This window comes from Citrobacter sp. Cf116 (assembly GCF_030336505.1).
Taxonomy (GTDB): Bacteria; Pseudomonadota; Gammaproteobacteria; order Enterobacterales; family Enterobacteriaceae; genus Citrobacter; species Citrobacter freundii.
Map to the genome: position 1 here is coordinate 408,413 of NZ_JAOWEQ010000024.1, position 16,426 is coordinate 424,838.

The 16,426-nt window shown below is 52.4% G+C and carries 18 protein-coding genes; 15 read left to right on the forward strand and 3 right to left on the reverse strand.

The features are described 5' to 3' along the window. Positions 1-31 precede the first annotated feature (31 nt). Positions 32-751, reverse strand: a complete 720-nt coding sequence (locus OGV74_RS03125) for an NUDIX hydrolase (RefSeq protein ID WP_003023620.1) — start codon at positions 749-751, stop codon at positions 32-34. A 191-nt stretch (positions 752-942) separates the two neighbouring features. On the opposite strand from OGV74_RS03125, the gene prs reads away from it, so the two are divergent. Continuing rightward, positions 943-1,803, forward strand: coding sequence for a ribose-phosphate diphosphokinase (gene prs / locus OGV74_RS03130; protein ID WP_071697079.1), 861 nt, complete (start codon positions 943-945; stop codon positions 1,801-1,803). 14 nt (positions 1,804-1,817) lie between these two features. Then, positions 1,818-3,308: a nicotinate phosphoribosyltransferase gene (locus OGV74_RS03135; protein WP_086504626.1), complete on the forward strand. Its 1,491-nt coding sequence runs from the start codon at positions 1,818-1,820 to the stop codon at positions 3,306-3,308. A 52-nt stretch (positions 3,309-3,360) separates the two neighbouring features. On the opposite strand, the gene OGV74_RS03140 is transcribed toward OGV74_RS03135, so the two are convergent. Continuing rightward, entirely contained in the window at positions 3,361-5,262 is a 1,902-nt protein-coding gene (locus OGV74_RS03140; protein ID WP_086504625.1) for an ABC transporter ATP-binding protein, read from the reverse strand. A 132-nt stretch (positions 5,263-5,394) separates the two neighbouring features. Between OGV74_RS03140 and kefG the strand changes: the two genes are divergently transcribed. The 4 genes from kefG (at position 5,395) to slyD (ending at position 8,661) form a co-directional block, all read left to right on the forward strand. Then, positions 5,395-5,946 (forward strand): glutathione-regulated potassium-efflux system ancillary protein KefG, encoded by a 552-nt coding sequence (gene kefG / locus OGV74_RS03145; RefSeq protein ID WP_003023629.1) that lies wholly within the window; start codon positions 5,395-5,397, stop codon positions 5,944-5,946. Continuing rightward, positions 5,946-7,751, forward strand: a complete 1,806-nt coding sequence (gene kefB / locus OGV74_RS03150; protein ID WP_003023630.1) for a glutathione-regulated potassium-efflux system protein KefB — start codon at positions 5,946-5,948, stop codon at positions 7,749-7,751. The genes kefG and kefB overlap by 1 nt, the downstream gene beginning before the upstream one ends. Before the next feature lie 9 nt (positions 7,752-7,760). Next, positions 7,761-7,961 carry a YheV family putative zinc ribbon protein gene (locus tag OGV74_RS03155; RefSeq protein WP_003023632.1) on the forward strand — a complete coding sequence of 67 codons (201 nt, stop codon included), beginning with the start codon at positions 7,761-7,763 and terminating at the stop codon, positions 7,959-7,961. A 94-nt stretch (positions 7,962-8,055) separates the two neighbouring features. After that, positions 8,056-8,661 carry a peptidylprolyl isomerase gene (gene slyD / locus OGV74_RS03160; protein ID WP_003023634.1) on the forward strand — a complete coding sequence of 202 codons (606 nt, stop codon included), beginning with the start codon at positions 8,056-8,058 and terminating at the stop codon, positions 8,659-8,661. Positions 8,662-8,859: 198 nt separating this feature from the next. Here slyD and OGV74_RS03165 read toward each other — a convergent pair whose 3' ends face one another. Then, a complete protein-coding gene (locus OGV74_RS03165; RefSeq protein WP_003023639.1) occupies positions 8,860-9,078 on the reverse strand; it encodes a protein SlyX in 219 nt (72 codons plus the stop codon). A gap of 232 nt (positions 9,079-9,310) precedes the next feature. Here OGV74_RS03165 and fkpA point away from each other — a divergent pair, with 232 nt between their 5' ends. From fkpA to tuf, 9 genes are all read left to right on the forward strand, one after another. Continuing rightward, the gene (fkpA, locus tag OGV74_RS03170) at positions 9,311-10,129 is read left to right on the forward strand and encodes an FKBP-type peptidyl-prolyl cis-trans isomerase (RefSeq protein ID WP_003023641.1); all 819 of its coding nucleotides are present in this window, start codon (positions 9,311-9,313) and stop codon (positions 10,127-10,129) included. Between the two features lie 167 nt (positions 10,130-10,296). Continuing rightward, on the forward strand, positions 10,297-11,019 hold the full coding sequence (locus OGV74_RS03175; protein WP_003023643.1) for a helix-turn-helix transcriptional regulator: 723 nt from the start codon (positions 10,297-10,299) through the stop codon (positions 11,017-11,019). Next, positions 11,019-11,405: a sulfurtransferase complex subunit TusD gene (tusD, locus tag OGV74_RS03180; RefSeq protein ID WP_003023646.1), complete on the forward strand. Its 387-nt coding sequence runs from the start codon at positions 11,019-11,021 to the stop codon at positions 11,403-11,405. Before OGV74_RS03175 ends, tusD begins: the two co-directional genes overlap by 1 nt. Then, positions 11,405-11,764: a sulfurtransferase complex subunit TusC gene (gene tusC / locus OGV74_RS03185; protein ID WP_003837966.1), complete on the forward strand. Its 360-nt coding sequence runs from the start codon at positions 11,405-11,407 to the stop codon at positions 11,762-11,764. Before tusD ends, tusC begins: the two co-directional genes overlap by 1 nt. A gap of 7 nt (positions 11,765-11,771) precedes the next feature. Continuing rightward, a complete protein-coding gene (tusB, locus tag OGV74_RS03190; RefSeq protein ID WP_003023651.1) occupies positions 11,772-12,059 on the forward strand; it encodes a sulfurtransferase complex subunit TusB in 288 nt (95 codons plus the stop codon). Between the two features lie 125 nt (positions 12,060-12,184). Continuing rightward, positions 12,185-12,559, forward strand: coding sequence for a 30S ribosomal protein S12 (gene rpsL, locus OGV74_RS03195; protein WP_003023654.1), 375 nt, complete (start codon positions 12,185-12,187; stop codon positions 12,557-12,559). A 95-nt stretch (positions 12,560-12,654) separates the two neighbouring features. Beyond that, complete coding sequence (rpsG, locus tag OGV74_RS03200; RefSeq protein WP_003023657.1) at positions 12,655-13,125, forward strand: 30S ribosomal protein S7; 471 nt, start codon at positions 12,655-12,657, stop codon at positions 13,123-13,125. 96 nt (positions 13,126-13,221) lie between these two features. After that, positions 13,222-15,336 (forward strand): elongation factor G, encoded by a 2,115-nt coding sequence (fusA, locus tag OGV74_RS03205; protein ID WP_003023659.1) that lies wholly within the window; start codon positions 13,222-13,224, stop codon positions 15,334-15,336. A gap of 69 nt (positions 15,337-15,405) precedes the next feature. After that, positions 15,406-16,426 (forward strand): elongation factor Tu (gene tuf, locus OGV74_RS03210; protein WP_286520309.1); only part of this gene is annotated, 1,021 nt, incomplete at its 3' end.

Consider the following 16,426-nt stretch of genomic DNA (forward strand, 5'->3'; position numbering starts at 1 on the left):
CGTGCGGGTTAGCCAATATGTGATTTTGTCGCTAGTCAGTCAGCAGGTTACGCGAGAAAAAATGAAAATCGACGTTAGGTTTACGTCGCCACAGGCGGGCTTTACGCGTCCCTGTCGCCACGCTTTCTCCAGTATCTTCAAACATTCCTGACGCTTCAAAGCGACGAATCAGACTTTTACGCTGGATCGACTGACCGAGGATCACCTCAGTGGCTTCGAGTAGTTGCCCATGGGTAAATGTTTCTGGCAAGCAGTACACTGGCAGGAGCGAGTACATCGTTTTTTGCCGCAAGCGATGCAGCGCCGCTGTAATGATTTTCTCGTGATCAAACGCGAGTGAATAGTTTTTCAGCTCATCAACCGGCACCCAACGGGCATTGCTGACGCTGGCGATATGGGGCGCGCAGTCTACCCAGGCGATTAGTGCAAACCAAGTGACCGTCAGGCTCCAGCCGCGCGGGTCACGATCAGGCCCGGAAAAGGTATCCAGTTGTTCCAGCCACGAAGGCGAAACACCCGTTTTTTCAGTGAGTTTGCGCAGCGCGGTGGTACGGGTTGAATCATCGTTTTCGATATCAATAAAGCCGCCGGGTAATCCCCAACGTCCTTTTTGCGGCTGCTTTGCCCGCTCGACCAGTAATACGCACAGCGCCTGCTGATGCAGGGTAAATAACACACTATCTACCGTCACCAGAGGTGAAGGGAAGCGGCTGGCGTCGTACTGATTCAGGTAGTCGGCTTCTGTGGTCATAAGGTACTCACGATGATTTGTAACGCTGATAAGTGTACCAGCCCGGCACCGGGGGGCAAGGTTCGTTTTTTCTCATTACTTATCAGTTGATTAACTAACAGCTTAAAAATAATTCATTTTCTGCTTGCTTAGTATGTGTCTTAGGGACATTATTAATTGTGTCGAAGGGACACAATTAAGGGGTGAGCGCGATGAACATAAAATTGACACTAACTTTGGACGACCAGGTCTATGCCGTTGCCAGCGGTGTTTTTCCTGATGGTGCTGTCTGGTTAAAAGTCACCGATGCGTTGCCAACCTTTGCTCGCCTGATGCGCATCCGTGCCACGGCTATGCGCGATATGAACGATTTTATGCTGCTGTCGCAACTGGTTGAGGCGGTCCGTCATCAGACCGATGTACTGGTCAGCCATCTCGACCTTCCCTGGCTACCGTGGGCGCGTCAGGACAGACATATGGTATCGGGTGACAGCTTTGCGCTGAAAGTCTTCGCCAGTCAGCTCAATACGTTGAAATTTGACAAGGTCAACGTGCTCGACCCGCACAGTGACGCGGCGGCGGCTGCAATCGACAACTTTGTGGCGATCCCCCAGGAGGTTTGCCTGATGCAAAGCGCGTCATTATCGCGGCTGTTTCAGCAAAACGCGCTGATGTTGGTTGCTCCCGATGCAGGATCGCTGAAGAAGATTGATGCCGTAGCCAGAGCGGCCGGTGTGGAGCAGTACGCCATCCTGAGCAAAAAACGTGATGTGGCAAGCGGCAGCCTGACGGGATTTGCGTTATTGGCCGGAGACGTCAGGGGGAGGGATCTGCTGATTGTCGACGACCTGTGTGATGCTGGCGGCACCTTCATAGGTTCTGCGCAGGTGCTACGTGATGCCGGTGCCCACAGCGTTAGCCTGTACGTCACCCACGGGATCTTTTCTAAGGGCGTTGAACACCTGTTTGCTAACGGTATTGACGCCATCTACACCACCACTTCTTTAGCTGCCCCGACGCTGGAACATCCGCAGCTTGAACTTATCGATATTGACGCGATTTACCGCGCCTGAGGGAGACACCTGTTATGAAAATGAATCCAATTTTAGCTATCGACGGCTACAAAGTGTCTCACCGCGTGCAGTATCCGCAGGGCACCCGTCGCGTATATTCCAACTTTACCCCACGCAGCGATCGCTTTTTCTCCTCGCCGTTGGCGGATGGCAAACTGGTATTTTTCGGCCTGCAGGGGTTTATGCAGTGGTTTTTAGTCGACCTGTTTAATGAGGCGTTCTTTGCCCGCCCGGAAGATGAGGTTGTGAGTGAATACAAACAGGTCATGGATAGCTATCTCGGCAAAGATGCAGTGGCGGTGGACCATATTCGTGCATTGCATCAGTTGGGCTATCTGCCGCTGCACATCAAGGCGCTGGATGAAGGTAGCAAAGTCCCAATGACGGTGCCGGTTTTAACCATTATCAACACCAAACCCGAATTTTTCTGGCTGGTGAATTACCTGGAGACCGTCCTGTCGGCGGAATTGTGGAAAGCGTCGACAAACGCCACGATTGCTCACCATTACCGCAAAATCTGCGCACGCTGGGCACAGAAAACCTGTAGCGACCAGACGCATCTTGACTTCCAGTGCCATGACTTTTCATTTCGCGGTATGTCCGGATTACAGGACACCATGCAGGCGGGCAGTGGGCATTTGTTGAGCTTTAAAGGGACCGACAGTATTCCATCTCTGTTGTACGCCCGCGATTACTACACCGACGGCGAGCCCTATTTTATCGGCGCCAGCATTCCAGCTACTGAACACAGCGTGATGTGTATGGGCGAGCGCGAGCATGAGATTGAAACCTTCCGCCGCCTGATTGCCGATCTCTACCCGCAAGGATTTGTATCGATAGTATCTGATACCTGGGACTACTGGCAGGTGCTGACGGAATATACCCGTGAACTGAAGGGCATCATTCTGGCGCGTGAAGGTCGTGTGGTATTCCGTCCGGATAGCGGCAACCCGGTAGAGATTCTGTGCGGTACTGGCGAAGATAACGATACAAGCAGCGATCGTACCGCTCAGGAGAAAGGGTCCGTGGAAGTGCTGTGGGAGATTTTTGGCGGTACGATTAACGCCAAAGGTTACAAGGTGCTCGACCCGCATGTTGGACTGATTTATGGCGACTCCATCACCCTTGAGCGGGCGAATGAGATCCTGCGTCGTCTGGAAGCGAAAGGATTTGCCAGTTCAAACGTCGTGTTTGGCGTCGGTTCCTTTACCTATCAGTACAACACGCGTGACACCTTCGGTTTTGCGATGAAAGCGACGTGGGGAGAAGTCGACGGCAAAGGCCGGACGATTTTCAAAGAGCCGAAAACCGATAATGGCCTGAAGCGCTCAGCCCGTGGTCTGCTTCGCGTCACACGTGATGAGCAAGGGGAACTGCGTCTGCATGATGAACAGACTTGGGAGCAAGAGCAGGAAGGGGAGCTGAAAACTCGTTTTCTCAACGGCAAGCTGTTTAACCGCGAGCATTTCGAAGAAATCCGCCAGCGTCTGGCGATGCAGGGATAATTCAACAAAAATGCCGGATAGGACGTATTGGCGTCGGATCCGGCAATTATGACTACTCGGCGAGCATCTGCTCAAGTTGTTCCTGAGCGTCCAGCCAGGCCATTTCACACTCTTCCAGCCCGGATTTCGCACTGGCCTGCTGCTGCAGACAAGCGGTGAGTTCGCCTTTGCGGCTTTGGTCGTACAGTTCGCTGTCGCCGAGTTTCTCTTCCGCCTGAGCTAACTGTGCGTGCAGTTTCTCCATCTCTTTTTCCAGACGGGTGATCTCTTTGCGCAGCGGTTGCGTCAGAGTGCGCAGTTCAGCTTCACGACGCTTCTGGTCTTTACGTGCCTGGGCGCTGTTAACGCTTTCTTTCGCCGGTTCGTCGCTCTGATTTTCCTGTTTCTGGACATCGCTCAGCCACTGCTGATAATCCTCCAGATCGCCATCAAACGGCTCGACTTTCTTGTCGTGTACCAGATAGAGGTCGTCGGTGGTGGAGCGGATCAGGTGACGGTCGTGCGAGACGACAACCAGCGCGCCTTCAAAATCGATCAGCGCTTCGGTCAGCGCCTGACGCATATCTAAGTCCAGGTGGTTGGTCGGTTCATCGAGCAGCAGCAGGTTCGGGCGCTGCCAGACGATCAATGCCAGCACCAGACGCGCCTTTTCACCACCGGAGAAGCGGCGAGTCTCTTCGCTGACTTTATCGCCCTGGAAGCCGAATCCACCCAGGTAGTCTCGTAGTTTCTGCTCCAGCTCCTGCGGCGCCATGCGTGCCAGATGCTGAATTGGTGATTCATCGGCGCGTAAAAACTCCAGCTGGTGCTGCGCGAAGTAGCCCAGCTTGATGCCTTTCGCCAGGCCAATCTCGCCGCTGATGGGGGCCAGTTCGCCGGCCAGCAGCTTAATCAGCGTCGATTTACCCGCACCGTTGCGACCGAGCAGACCGATGCGGGAACCCGGCACCAGGTTCAGTTTGATCGAATCGAGAATGACGCGATCGCCGTAGCCAGCGCTGACCTTTTCCATCTTCAGCAGCGGGTTTGGCAGGCTTTCCGGTTCACGGAAGCTGAAGTGGAACGGGTTGTCCACGTGCGCTGGGGCAATCAGCTCCATGCGTTCCAGCATTTTGATACGACTCTGCGCCTGTTTTGCTTTCGTTGCTTTAGCGCGGAAACGATCGATATAGCTTTGCAGATGTGCCACGCGCTCCTGCTGGCTTTCGTACATTGCCTGTTGCTGCGCGAGGCGCGTCGCACGCTGTATTTCAAACGCGCTGTAGTTGCCGGTGTACTCGAACATGGTTTGCTGTTCGATATGAATAATTTTATCCACCACCGGATCGAGGAAGTCGCGGTCGTGGGAGATCAAGATCAGCGTGCCCTGATAGCTTTTCAGCCATCTTTCCAGCCAGATCACCGCGTCGAGATCGAGGTGGTTGGTAGGTTCATCGAGCAGTAGTAGGTCTGAACGGCAAATCAGTGCTTGGGCCAGGTTGAGGCGCATACGCCAGCCACCGGAGAAGTCGCTGACCGGCCGTTCAAGCTGTTCGTTGGAGAAACCTAGGCCATGCAGCAGGCTGGCGGCGCGTGAACGCACGGTCCAGGCATCGATGGCATCCAGCTTGCCATGGACAGTGGCAATGGCATGTCCATCGTTACGTTCGTTGGCGTCGTTCAACTGCGCTTCCAGTTGACGATATTCGCGGTCGCCGTCAATGACGTACTCCAGCGCGGGCTGTGGCAACGCAGGCGTTTCCTGATTCACCCACGCGAGCTGCCAGTTTCCCGGATAGGTAAATCCTCCAGCGTCGGCGCTGAGTTCATTTTTCAGCAATGCCAGCAGGGTAGATTTACCGCAGCCATTTTTACCCACCAGGCCAACCTTCTGCCCTGGATTAATGGTGGCCGTGGCATTGTCCAGCAAGACGCGCACGCCGCGACGAATTTGTAACGATGAGAAAACAATCATAAGGCGCCGTATGTTCAGACTATGTTAATTTATCATTATGATAATGTAATGTGCGGGCCGTTTGCCGCACCGAGGCGCAATGGTAGCCCAAAACGTCGAAAATAGACAAAAGACAAAACCGGGAGGGGGATGATGTTCCAGCCAGCGAAAGTCTTGCTGCTGTATGCCCATCCGGAATCTCAGGACTCGGTCGCGAACCGTGTTCTGCTTAAACCGGCCATGCAGCTCAGCAATGTTACCGTGCACGACCTTTACGCGCACTATCCTGATTTTTTTATCGATATTCCGCATGAACAGGCGCTGCTGCGTGAGCATGATGTGATTGTTTTTCAGCACCCACTCTATACCTATAGCTGTCCGGCGCTGTTAAAGGAGTGGCTTGACCGCGTACTGAGCCGTGGATTTGCCAGCGGTCCAGGAGGGAATCAACTGGCGGGAAAGTACTGGCGTAGCGTTATCACTACCGGAGAACCGGAAAGTGCCTACCGCTATGACGCGCTAAACCGTTATCCAATGAGCGATGTGCTGCGCCCTTTCGAGCTGACGGCCGGTATGTGCCGCATGCACTGGATGAGCCCTATTATCGTTTACTGGGCCAGAAGGCAAACGAAGCAGGAGCTGGACAGCCATGCGAAAGCGTATGGTGACTGGCTGGCGAATCCGATCCCTGTGGGAGGCCGCTGATGGAAGGTTCAGATTTGTTGACAGCCGGAGTGTTGTTCCTCTTCGCAGCGGTGGCGGCGGTACCGTTGGCATCGCGGTTGGGTATCGGCCCGGTGTTGGGATACTTGCTGGCGGGTATTGCCATCGGCCCGTGGGGATTAGGGTTCATCAGCGATGTGGATGAAATCCTGCACTTTTCCGAGCTGGGCGTGGTTTTTCTGATGTTCATCATTGGGTTGGAACTTAATCCGGCCAAGCTGTGGCAACTGCGGCGTTCAATTTTTGGCGTCGGCGCCGCGCAGGTGATGCTGAGCGCGGTGGTGTTGGCCGGATTATTGATGCTCACTGCGTTCTCCTGGCAGGCGGCAGTGGTTGGCGGCATTGGTCTGGCGATGTCATCGACCGCGATGGCGCTACAGTTGATGCGTGAGAAAGGCATGAACCGCAGTGAATCCGGGCAGTTGGGTTTTTCGGTGCTGCTGTTTCAGGATCTGGCGGTGATCCCTGCGCTGGCGCTGGTTCCGCTGCTGGCGGGGTCTGCTGACGAACATTTTGACTGGATTAAAGTGGGAATGAAGGTGCTGGCCTTTGCCGGCATGCTGATTGGCGGGCGCTATTTGCTGCGTCCGGTTTTCCGCTTTATTGCGGATTCTGGCGTGCGGGAAGTGTTCACCGCTGCCACGCTGCTGTTGGTGCTGGGTTCTGCTTTATTTATGGATGCGCTGGGGCTGTCAATGGCGCTGGGAACGTTTATCGCGGGTGTGCTGCTGGCGGAAAGTGAATACCGACATGAGCTGGAAACGGCAATCGATCCTTTTAAAGGACTGTTGCTCGGGCTGTTTTTTATCTCCGTTGGCATGTCGCTCAATCTCGGCGTGCTCTACACCCATATTCTGTGGGTGGCAGCGAGTGTGATCGTGCTGGTGGTCGTAAAAATGCTGGTGCTGTATGTACTGGCGCGTCTTAACGGCATGAGAAGCTCTGAACGGATGCAATTTGCCGGGGTTTTAAGTCAGGGCGGTGAATTCGCTTTCGTGCTGTTTTCAACGGCATCCTCGCAACGGCTGTTTCAGGGCGACCAAATGGCGTTGCTGCTGGTGACCGTCACGCTGTCGATGATGACCACGCCGCTGGTGATGAAGTTGATTGATAAATGGCTCTCCCGCCAGTTTAACGGCACGGATGAGGAAGACGAAAAACCCTGGGTGGAAGATGATAAACCGCAGGTGATTGTAGTGGGGTTTGGGCGTTTTGGTCAGGTTATTGGTCGCCTGTTGATGGCCAATAAAATGCGTATTACCGTCCTGGAGCGAGATATCAGCGCGGTGAATCTGATGCGCAAATATGGCTATAAGGTCTACTACGGTGACGCCACTCAGGTGGAACTGTTGCGCTCCGCAGGGGCAGAGGCGGCACAGTCTATTGTTATTACCTGTAATGAGCCTGAAGACACAATGAAACTGGTGGAACTGTGCCAACAGTATTTTCCGCATTTGCATATTCTTGCGCGAGCGCGCGGACGTGTAGAGGCGCATGAGTTATTACAGGCCGGTGTGACGCAGTTTTCCCGCGAAACGTTTTCCAGTGCGCTGGAGTTGGGGCGTAAAACGCTGGTTACACTGGGGATGCATCCGCACCAGGCCCAGCGTGCTCAGCTGCATTTTCGTCGGTTGGATATGCGCATGCTGCGGGAACTGATCCCCATGCATACAGATACGGTACAAATCTCTCGAGCCAGGGAAGCACGGCGCGAGCTGGAGGAAATTTTCCAACGAGAGATGCAGCAAGAGCGACGTCAGCTGGATGGCTGGGATGAATTTGAGTAGAGGATAATCATGGCAATTCGTAAACGTTTTATCGCAGGTGCAAAATGTCCGTCCTGCCAGTCGCAGGATACTCTGGCGATGTGGCGTGAAAATAATATCGATATTGTTGAGTGTGTTAAGTGCGGTCATCAGATGCGGGAAGCCGATAAAGAGGCGCGCGAGCACGTTCGCAAAGAAGAGCAAGTGATCGGGATTTTTCATCCGGACTAGCGATATGGCGCAGCTTTTTTTAAGCTAGAGGGTACACGGGTGCAGAATTCCGCTACAATCTGCGCCACTATTCTTTCCATGCTCAGGAGATATCATGAAAGTAGCAAAGGACCTGGTGGTCAGCCTGGCCTATCAGGTACGTACAGAAGACGGTGTGTTGGTTGATGAGTCTCCGGTGAGTGCACCGCTGGACTACCTGCATGGTCACGGTTCCCTGATTTCTGGCCTGGAAACAGCGCTGGACGGTCATGAAGTTGGCGACAAATTCGATGTTGCTGTTGGCGCAAACGACGCATACGGTCAGTACGACGAAAACCTGGTGCAGCGCGTTCCTAAAGACGTCTTCATGGGCGTTGATGAACTGCAGGTTGGCATGCGTTTTCTGGCTGAAACTGACCAGGGTCCAGTACCGGTAGAAATTACCGAAGTGGAAGACGACCACGTTGTGGTTGACGGTAACCACATGCTGGCTGGCCAGAATCTGAAATTCAACGTAGAAGTTGTTGCTATCCGCGAAGCGACCGAAGAAGAACTGGCTCACGGCCACGTTCACGGTGCGCACGGTCACGACCACGATCATGACCACGGTCATGACGGTTGCTGCGGTGGTCACGGCCACGACCATGGTCACGAGCACGGCGGCGAAGGCTGCTGCGGCGGTGGCGGTAAAGGTAACGGCGGCGGCTGCGGTTGCCACTAATACCCTTCGTCTTTCAACCCACAGCGGTGTTGGCTGCGCTTTCGAATCCTGGTCACATAGTTATCTATGCTCCCAGGACTTCCTCAAGCTTGCCGCCTTGCTGTGATTTGAAATCCTTTGGGTATATGTGAGTAGATCCGATAAGCGTTAGCGCTTTCGGACACAAAAAAAGCGGGGATATCCCCGCTTTTTTACGTCTCAATAATGTGGCGGAGGGGTCTCTTCAGACTGCGACGCGATGTGGGACGGTTGCGTTGCTTTGAGCTTTTCCGTCAGCAGACGCAGATGGTCGCGCAGTTTGGCCATTTCCAGTTCATGCGCGGTCACCGTCACGTTGAGCTCTTCAATGGTTATCTCCTGAAATGCCAGGCGACTTTCCAGTTCAGCCAGGCGAGTTTCCATTGTTGTATCCTGCATGATTCACCTCTTTCTTTTTTCTCCGGCAGATCGCGGACTGCGGCGAATTCTACTTAACTTTGCCTGTTTGCACAGCACTCAATCTTCGGTAACGAAACTAATTTAAACAAAAAGAGTCTGAAAAGTGGTGATAATAGGGCGTGCCTGTATGTTGATTTGTTCTGCAACGCTTTATAGTACATTTTTATGTTAGTTAACCCTGGGGTGAGATGCCCCGGCCCTGGAGATATGGATGAAATCACTGTTTAAAGTAACGCTGCTGGCGACCACAATGGCTGTTGCTCTGCATGCCCCGATCACCTTCGCTGCTGATGCTGCGAAACCAGCCGCTACTGCTGACAGCAAAGCAGCATTCAAGAATGACGACCAAAAAGCCGCTTACGCGCTGGGCGCGTCCCTGGGTCGTTATATGGAAAACTCTCTGAAAGAGCAGGAAAAGCTGGGCATCAAACTTGATAAAGATCAACTGATCGCTGGTGTTCAGGATGCGTTTGCAGACAAGAGCAAACTGTCTGACCAGGAAATCGAACAAACTCTGCAGGCGTTTGAAGCGCGCGTGAAGAGCTCCGCTCAGGCAAAAATGGAAAAAGACGCGGCTGACAACGAAGCCAAAGGTAAAGTTTACCGCGAGAAATTTGCTAAAGAGAAAGGCGTTAAAACCTCGGCTACTGGCCTGGTCTACAAAGTAGAGAAAGAAGGTACCGGCGCTGCACCGAAAGACAGCGATACCGTGGTTGTTAACTACAAAGGTACGCTGATCGATGGTAAAGAGTTTGATAACTCTTATACCCGTGGTGAGCCGCTCTCTTTCCGTCTTGACGGCGTGATCCCGGGCTGGACTGAAGGCCTGAAAAACATCAAGAAAGGCGGCAAAATCCAGCTGGTTATCCCACCGGATCTGGCTTACGGCAAAACGGGCGTTCCGGGCATTCCGGCCAACTCTACGCTGGTCTTTGATGTTGAACTGTTAGACATCAAACCGGCACCGAAAGCTGACGCGCAGCCAGATGCTGCACCGGCAGATAAAGCTGCAGACAGCAGCAAAAAATAAGCTAACAGAAACCGCCGCCCACAGGGCGGCGGTTTTTTATTATCGACAGGATATAATTAATACTGGAAAGCGCCTTGTGCGCTGTATTACTTTAGATGCCCCTATAATAGTGATGAGCCTGCCCTGACAACATAACGACAGGCTCCTGAAAAGGAGTGCTTTTTTTCATGTCCAGGTCGCTTTTAACCAACGAAACCAGTGAGCTAGATTTGCTGGATCAACGTCCTTTCGATCAAACCGACTTCGATATCCTCAAATCCTACGAAGCGGTAGTGGACGGGTTGGCGATGCTCATTGGTTCCCATTGTGAAATCGTATTGCACTCTTTGCAGGATTTGAAATGCTCGGCCATCCGCATTGCTAACGGTGAACACACGGGCCGTAAAATTGGCTCACCGATTACTGACCTTGCGTTGCGTATGCTGCATGATATGACGGGTGCGGATAGCAGCGTGTCGAAGTGTTACTTCACACGTGCGAAAAGCGGTGTCTTGATGAAGTCGGTGACGATTGCCATTCGCAACCGTGAGCATCGCGTGATTGGTCTGCTGTGCATCAACATGAACCTTGATGTCCCTTTCTCGCAGATAATGAATACCTTTATCCCACCGGAAACCCCGGAAGTGGGCTCTGCCGTCAACTTTGCTTCTTCGGTGGAAGATCTGGTTACCCAGACGCTGGAATTCACAATCGAAGAAGTGAATGCCGATCGTAATGTTTCCAACAACGCGAAGAACCGCCAGATAGTCCTGAATTTGTATGAGAAAGGCATCTTCGATATTAAAGATGCCATCAACCAGGTCGCCGATCGGCTGAACATCTCCAAACATACGGTCTACCTCTATATTCGTCAGTTCAAAAGTGGCGATTTCCAGGGGCAAGATAAGTAATGCGTTTTGCCATCATGGTGACGGGGCCTGCATACGGCACGCAGCAGGCGAGCAGCGCGTTGCAATTTGCTCATGCGCTACTCAAAGAAGGGCATGAGCTAAGCAGCGTCTTTTTCTATCGTGAAGGTGTGTATAACGCCAACCTACTCACTTCGCCTGCCAGTGATGAATACGATCTGGTACGGGCCTGGCAACAGCTGAACCAACAGCATGGTGTAACACTGAATATTTGCGTGGCTGCGGCGTTGCGACGCGGCGTGGTTGATGAGACTGAGGCAAAGCGGCTGGGGCTGGCAGGCGCTAATTTACAATCAGGTTTTAACCTCAGCGGGCTTGGATCGCTGGCTGAGGCATCCCTGACCTGCGATCGCGTGGTGCAATTCTGATGAAACGTGTTGCTTTTGTCTTTTCTACCGTGCCGCACGGCAGCGCATCTGGCCGTGAAGGGTTAGATGCATTGCTGGCGACCTCTGCATTAACGGAAGACCTCGGCGTGTTTTTTATCGGAGATGGCGTCTTTCAAATCCTTCAGGGACAGCAACCGGATGCCGTGCTGGCGCGAGACTATATCGCGACCTTCAAACTGTTAGGGTTGTACGATATCGATCAATGTTGGCTCTGCGCTGCCTCATTACGCGAGCGGGGCCTTCAGCAGGGGAGTAATTTTGTGATCGATGCGACAGCGCTTGAACCGGAAGATTTACGCCGTGAGTTAGGCAACTATGACGTCATTTTAAGGTTTTGAGACTCTCATGCTGCACACACTACATCGCTCCGCGTGGCTTACCGATTTCTCCTCTCTTCTTCGTCTGATTGATAAAGACGATGAACTTTTATTGCTCCAGGATGGCGTGACGGCAGCAATCGAAGGAAGCCGTTTCCTTGAAAGTCTGCAAAATGCCTCCATTAAGGTCTATGTACTGGAAGAAGACATTAAGGCTCGCGGGTTGAGCGGTCAAATTTCAGACAGTGTCGTCAGGGTTAGCTATACTGACTTCGTCAGACTTACGGTGAAGCATCCCAGCCAGATGTCCTGGTAATTGTGGGATCGTTGTATATTTCTTGACACCTTTTCGACACCGACCTAAAATTCTGCGTCCTCATATTGTATGAGGTCGTTTTATTACGTGTTTACGAAGCAAAAGCTAAAACCAGGAGCTATTTAATGGCAACAGTTAACCAGCTGGTACGCAAACCACGTGCACGCAAAGTTGCAAAAAGCAACGTGCCTGCGCTGGAAGCATGCCCGCAGAAACGTGGCGTATGTACTCGTGTATATACTACCACTCCTAAAAAACCGAACTCCGCACTGCGTAAAGTTTGCCGTGTTCGTCTGACTAACGGTTTTGAAGTGACTTCCTACATCGGTGGTGAAGGTCACAACCTGCAGGAGCACTCCGTGATCCTGATCCGTGGCGGTCGTGTAAAAGACCTCCCGGGTGTTCGTTACCACACCGTTCGTGGTGCGCTTGACTGCTCCGGCGTTAAAGACCGTAAGCAATCACGCTCCAAGTATGGCGTGAAACGTCCTAAGGCTTAATGGTTCTCCGTTAAGTAAGGCCAAACGTTTTATATTAATGTCAAACTAAACTCTTAGAGTTTTGGACAATCCTGAATTAACAACGGAGTATTTCCATGCCACGTCGTCGCGTCATTGGTCAGCGTAAAATTCTGCCGGATCCGAAGTTCGGATCAGAACTGCTGGCTAAATTTGTAAATATCCTGATGGTAGATGGTAAAAAATCTACTGCCGAAACTATCGTATACAGCGCGCTGGAGACCCTGGCTCAGCGTTCTGGTAAAAACGAACTGGAAGCTTTCGAAGTAGCTCTCGAAAACGTGCGCCCGACTGTCGAAGTTAAGTCTCGCCGCGTTGGTGGTTCTACTTATCAGGTACCAGTTGAAGTCCGTCCGGTCCGTCGTAATGCTCTGGCAATGCGTTGGATCGTTGAAGCTGCTCGTAAACGCGGTGATAAATCCATGGCTCTGCGCCTGGCGAACGAACTTTCTGATGCTGCAGAAAACAAAGGTACTGCAGTTAAGAAACGTGAAGACGTTCACCGTATGGCAGAAGCCAACAAGGCGTTCGCACACTACCGTTGGTAATCCCTTCGGAGTTTTAGTCACCAGGCGGGCGCTTCTAGTAAGCAGCCCGCTTTGGGCTACTTAAATTGAACGCCTAAAAGATAAACGAGGAATCAAATGGCTCGTACAACACCCATCGCGCGCTACCGTAACATCGGTATCAGTGCGCACATCGACGCCGGTAAAACCACTACTACCGAACGTATTCTGTTCTACACCGGTGTAAACCATAAAATCGGTGAAGTTCATGACGGCGCAGCCACCATGGACTGGATGGAGCAGGAGCAGGAACGTGGTATTACTATCACCTCCGCAGCGACTACTGCATTCTGGTCTGGTATGGCTAAGCAGTATGAACCGCATCGCGTAAACATCATCGACACCCCGGGGCACGTTGACTTCACTATCGAAGTAGAACGTTCCATGCGTGTGCTTGATGGTGCAGTAATGGTTTACTGCGCAGTTGGTGGTGTTCAGCCTCAGTCTGAAACCGTATGGCGTCAGGCAAACAAATATAAAGTTCCGCGCATTGCGTTCGTAAACAAAATGGACCGTATGGGTGCGAACTTCCTGAAAGTTGTTGGTCAGATCAAAACCCGTCTGGGCGCGAACCCTGTTCCGCTGCAGCTGGCAATTGGCGCTGAAGAAGCGTTCACCGGTGTTGTTGACCTGGTGAAAATGAAAGCCATCAACTGGAACGAAGAAGATGCAGGCGTAACCTTCACTTATGAAGATATCCCGGCTGACATGCAGGAACTGGCTGAAGAATGGCACCAGAACCTGATCGAGTCCGCTGCAGAAGCTTCAGAAGAGCTGATGGAGAAATACCTGGGTGGTGAAGAACTGACTGAAGAAGAGATCAAAAAAGCTCTGCGTCAGCGTGTTCTGAACAACGAAATCATCCTGGTAACCTGTGGTTCTGCGTTCAAGAACAAAGGTGTTCAGGCGATGCTGGATGCGGTAATTGATTACCTGCCATCCCCAGTAGACGTACCTGCGATCAACGGTATTCTGGACGACGGTAAAGATACTCCTGCTGAGCGTCATGCTAGCGATGACGAGCCGTTTGCTGCTCTGGCATTCAAAATCGCTACCGACCCGTTCGTGGGTAACCTGACCTTCTTCCGCGTGTACTCTGGTGTGGTTAACTCCGGTGACACCATCCTGAACTCCGTGAAAACTGCACGTGAACGTTTCGGCCGTATCGTACAGATGCACGCTAACAAACGTGAAGAGATCAAAGAAGTTCGCGCGGGCGATATCGCTGCTGCTATCGGTCTGAAAGACGTGACCACTGGTGACACTCTGTGTGACCCGGATCACCCGATCATTCTGGAACGTATGGAATTCCCTGAGCCGGTAATTTCCATCGCGGTAGAACCGAAAACCAAAGCTGACCAGGAAAAAATGGGTCTGGCTCTGGGCCGTCTGGCTAAAGAAGACCCGTCATTCCGCGTATGGACTGACGAAGAATCTAACCAGACCATTATCGCTGGTATGGGTGAGCTGCACCTCGACATCATCGTTGACCGTATGAAGCGTGAATTCAACGTTGAAGCGAACGTCGGTAAACCTCAGGTTGCTTACCGTGAAGCGATTCGCGCGAAAGTTACCGATATCGAAGGTAAACACGCTAAGCAGTCTGGTGGTCGCGGTCAGTACGGTCATGTTGTTATCGACATGTACCCGCTGGAGCCGGGTTCAAACCCGAAAGGCTACGAGTTCATCAACGACATCAAAGGTGGTGTAATTCCTGGCGAATACATCCCGGCCGTTGATAAAGGCATCCAGGAACAGCTGAAATCTGGCCCGCTGGCTGGTTACCCGGTTGTTGATCTGGGCGTGCGTCTGCACTTCGGTTCTTACCATGACGTTGACTCCTCTGAGCTGGCGTTTAAACTGGCCGCTTCTATCGCCTTCAAAGATGGCTTTAAGAAAGCGAAACCAGTTCTGCTTGAGCCTATCATGAAGGTTGAAGTAGAGACTCCGGAAGAGAACACCGGTGACGTAATCGGTGACTTGAGCCGCCGTCGTGGTATGCTTCGTGGTCAGGAATCCAACGTCACTGGCGTTGTTATCCATGCTGAAGTTCCGCTGTCTGAAATGTTCGGATATGCAACCCAGCTGCGTTCTCTGACCAAAGGCCGTGCTTCTTACTCCATGGAGTTCCTGAAGTACGACGATGCGCCGAACAACGTTGCTCAGGCCGTTATTGAAGCCCGTGGTAAATAATCCACAGGATTAAAACCTAAGTCCCGTGCTCTCTCCATAGGGGAGAGCACTATAGTAAGGAATATAGCCGTGTCTAAAGAAAAATTTGAACGTACAAAACCGCACGTTAACGTCGGCACCATCGGCCACGTTGACCACGGTAAAACTACCCTGACCGCTGCAATCACTACCGTACTGGCTAAAACCTACGGCGGTGCTGCTCGTGCATTCGACCAGATCGATAACGCGCCGGAAGAAAAAGCTCGTGGTATCACCATCAACACTTCTCACGTTGAATATGACACCCCGACTCGCCACTACGCACACGTAGACTGCCCGGGCCACGCCGACTATGTTAAAAACATGATCACCGGTGCTGCGCAGATGGACGGCGCGATCCTGGTTGTTGCTGCGACTGACGGCCCGATGCCGCAGACTCGTGAGCACATCCTGCTGGGTCGTCAGGTAGGCGTTCCGTACATCATCGTGTTCCTGAACAAATGCGACATGGTTGATGACGAAGAGCTGCTGGAACTGGTAGAAATGGAAGTTCGTGAACTTCTGTCTCAGTACGATTTCCCGGGCGACGACACTCCGATCGTTCGTGGTTCTGCTCTGAAAGCGCTGGAAGGCGAAGCAGAGTGGGAAGCGAAAATCATCGAACTGGCTGGCTTCCTGGATTCTTACATCCCAGAACCAGAGCGTGCGATTGACAAGCCGTTCCTGCTGCCTATCGAAGACGTATTCTCCATCTCCGGTCGTGGTACCGTTGTTACCGGTCGTGTAGAGCGCGGTATCATCAAAGTTGGTGAAGAAGTTGAAATCGTTGGTATCAAAGAGACTGCTAAGTCTACCTGTACTGGCGTTGAAATGTTCCGCAAACTGCTGGACGAAGGCCGTGCTGGTGAGAACGTTGGTGTTCTGCTGCGTGGTATCAAACGTGAAGAAATCGAACGTGGTCAGGTACTGGCTAAGCCGGGCTCTATCAAGCCGCACACCAAGTTCGAATCTGAAGTGTACATTCTGTCCAAAGACGAAGGCGGCCGTCATACTCCGTTCTTCAAAGGCTACCGTCCGCAGTTCTACTTCCGTACTACTGACGTGACTGGTA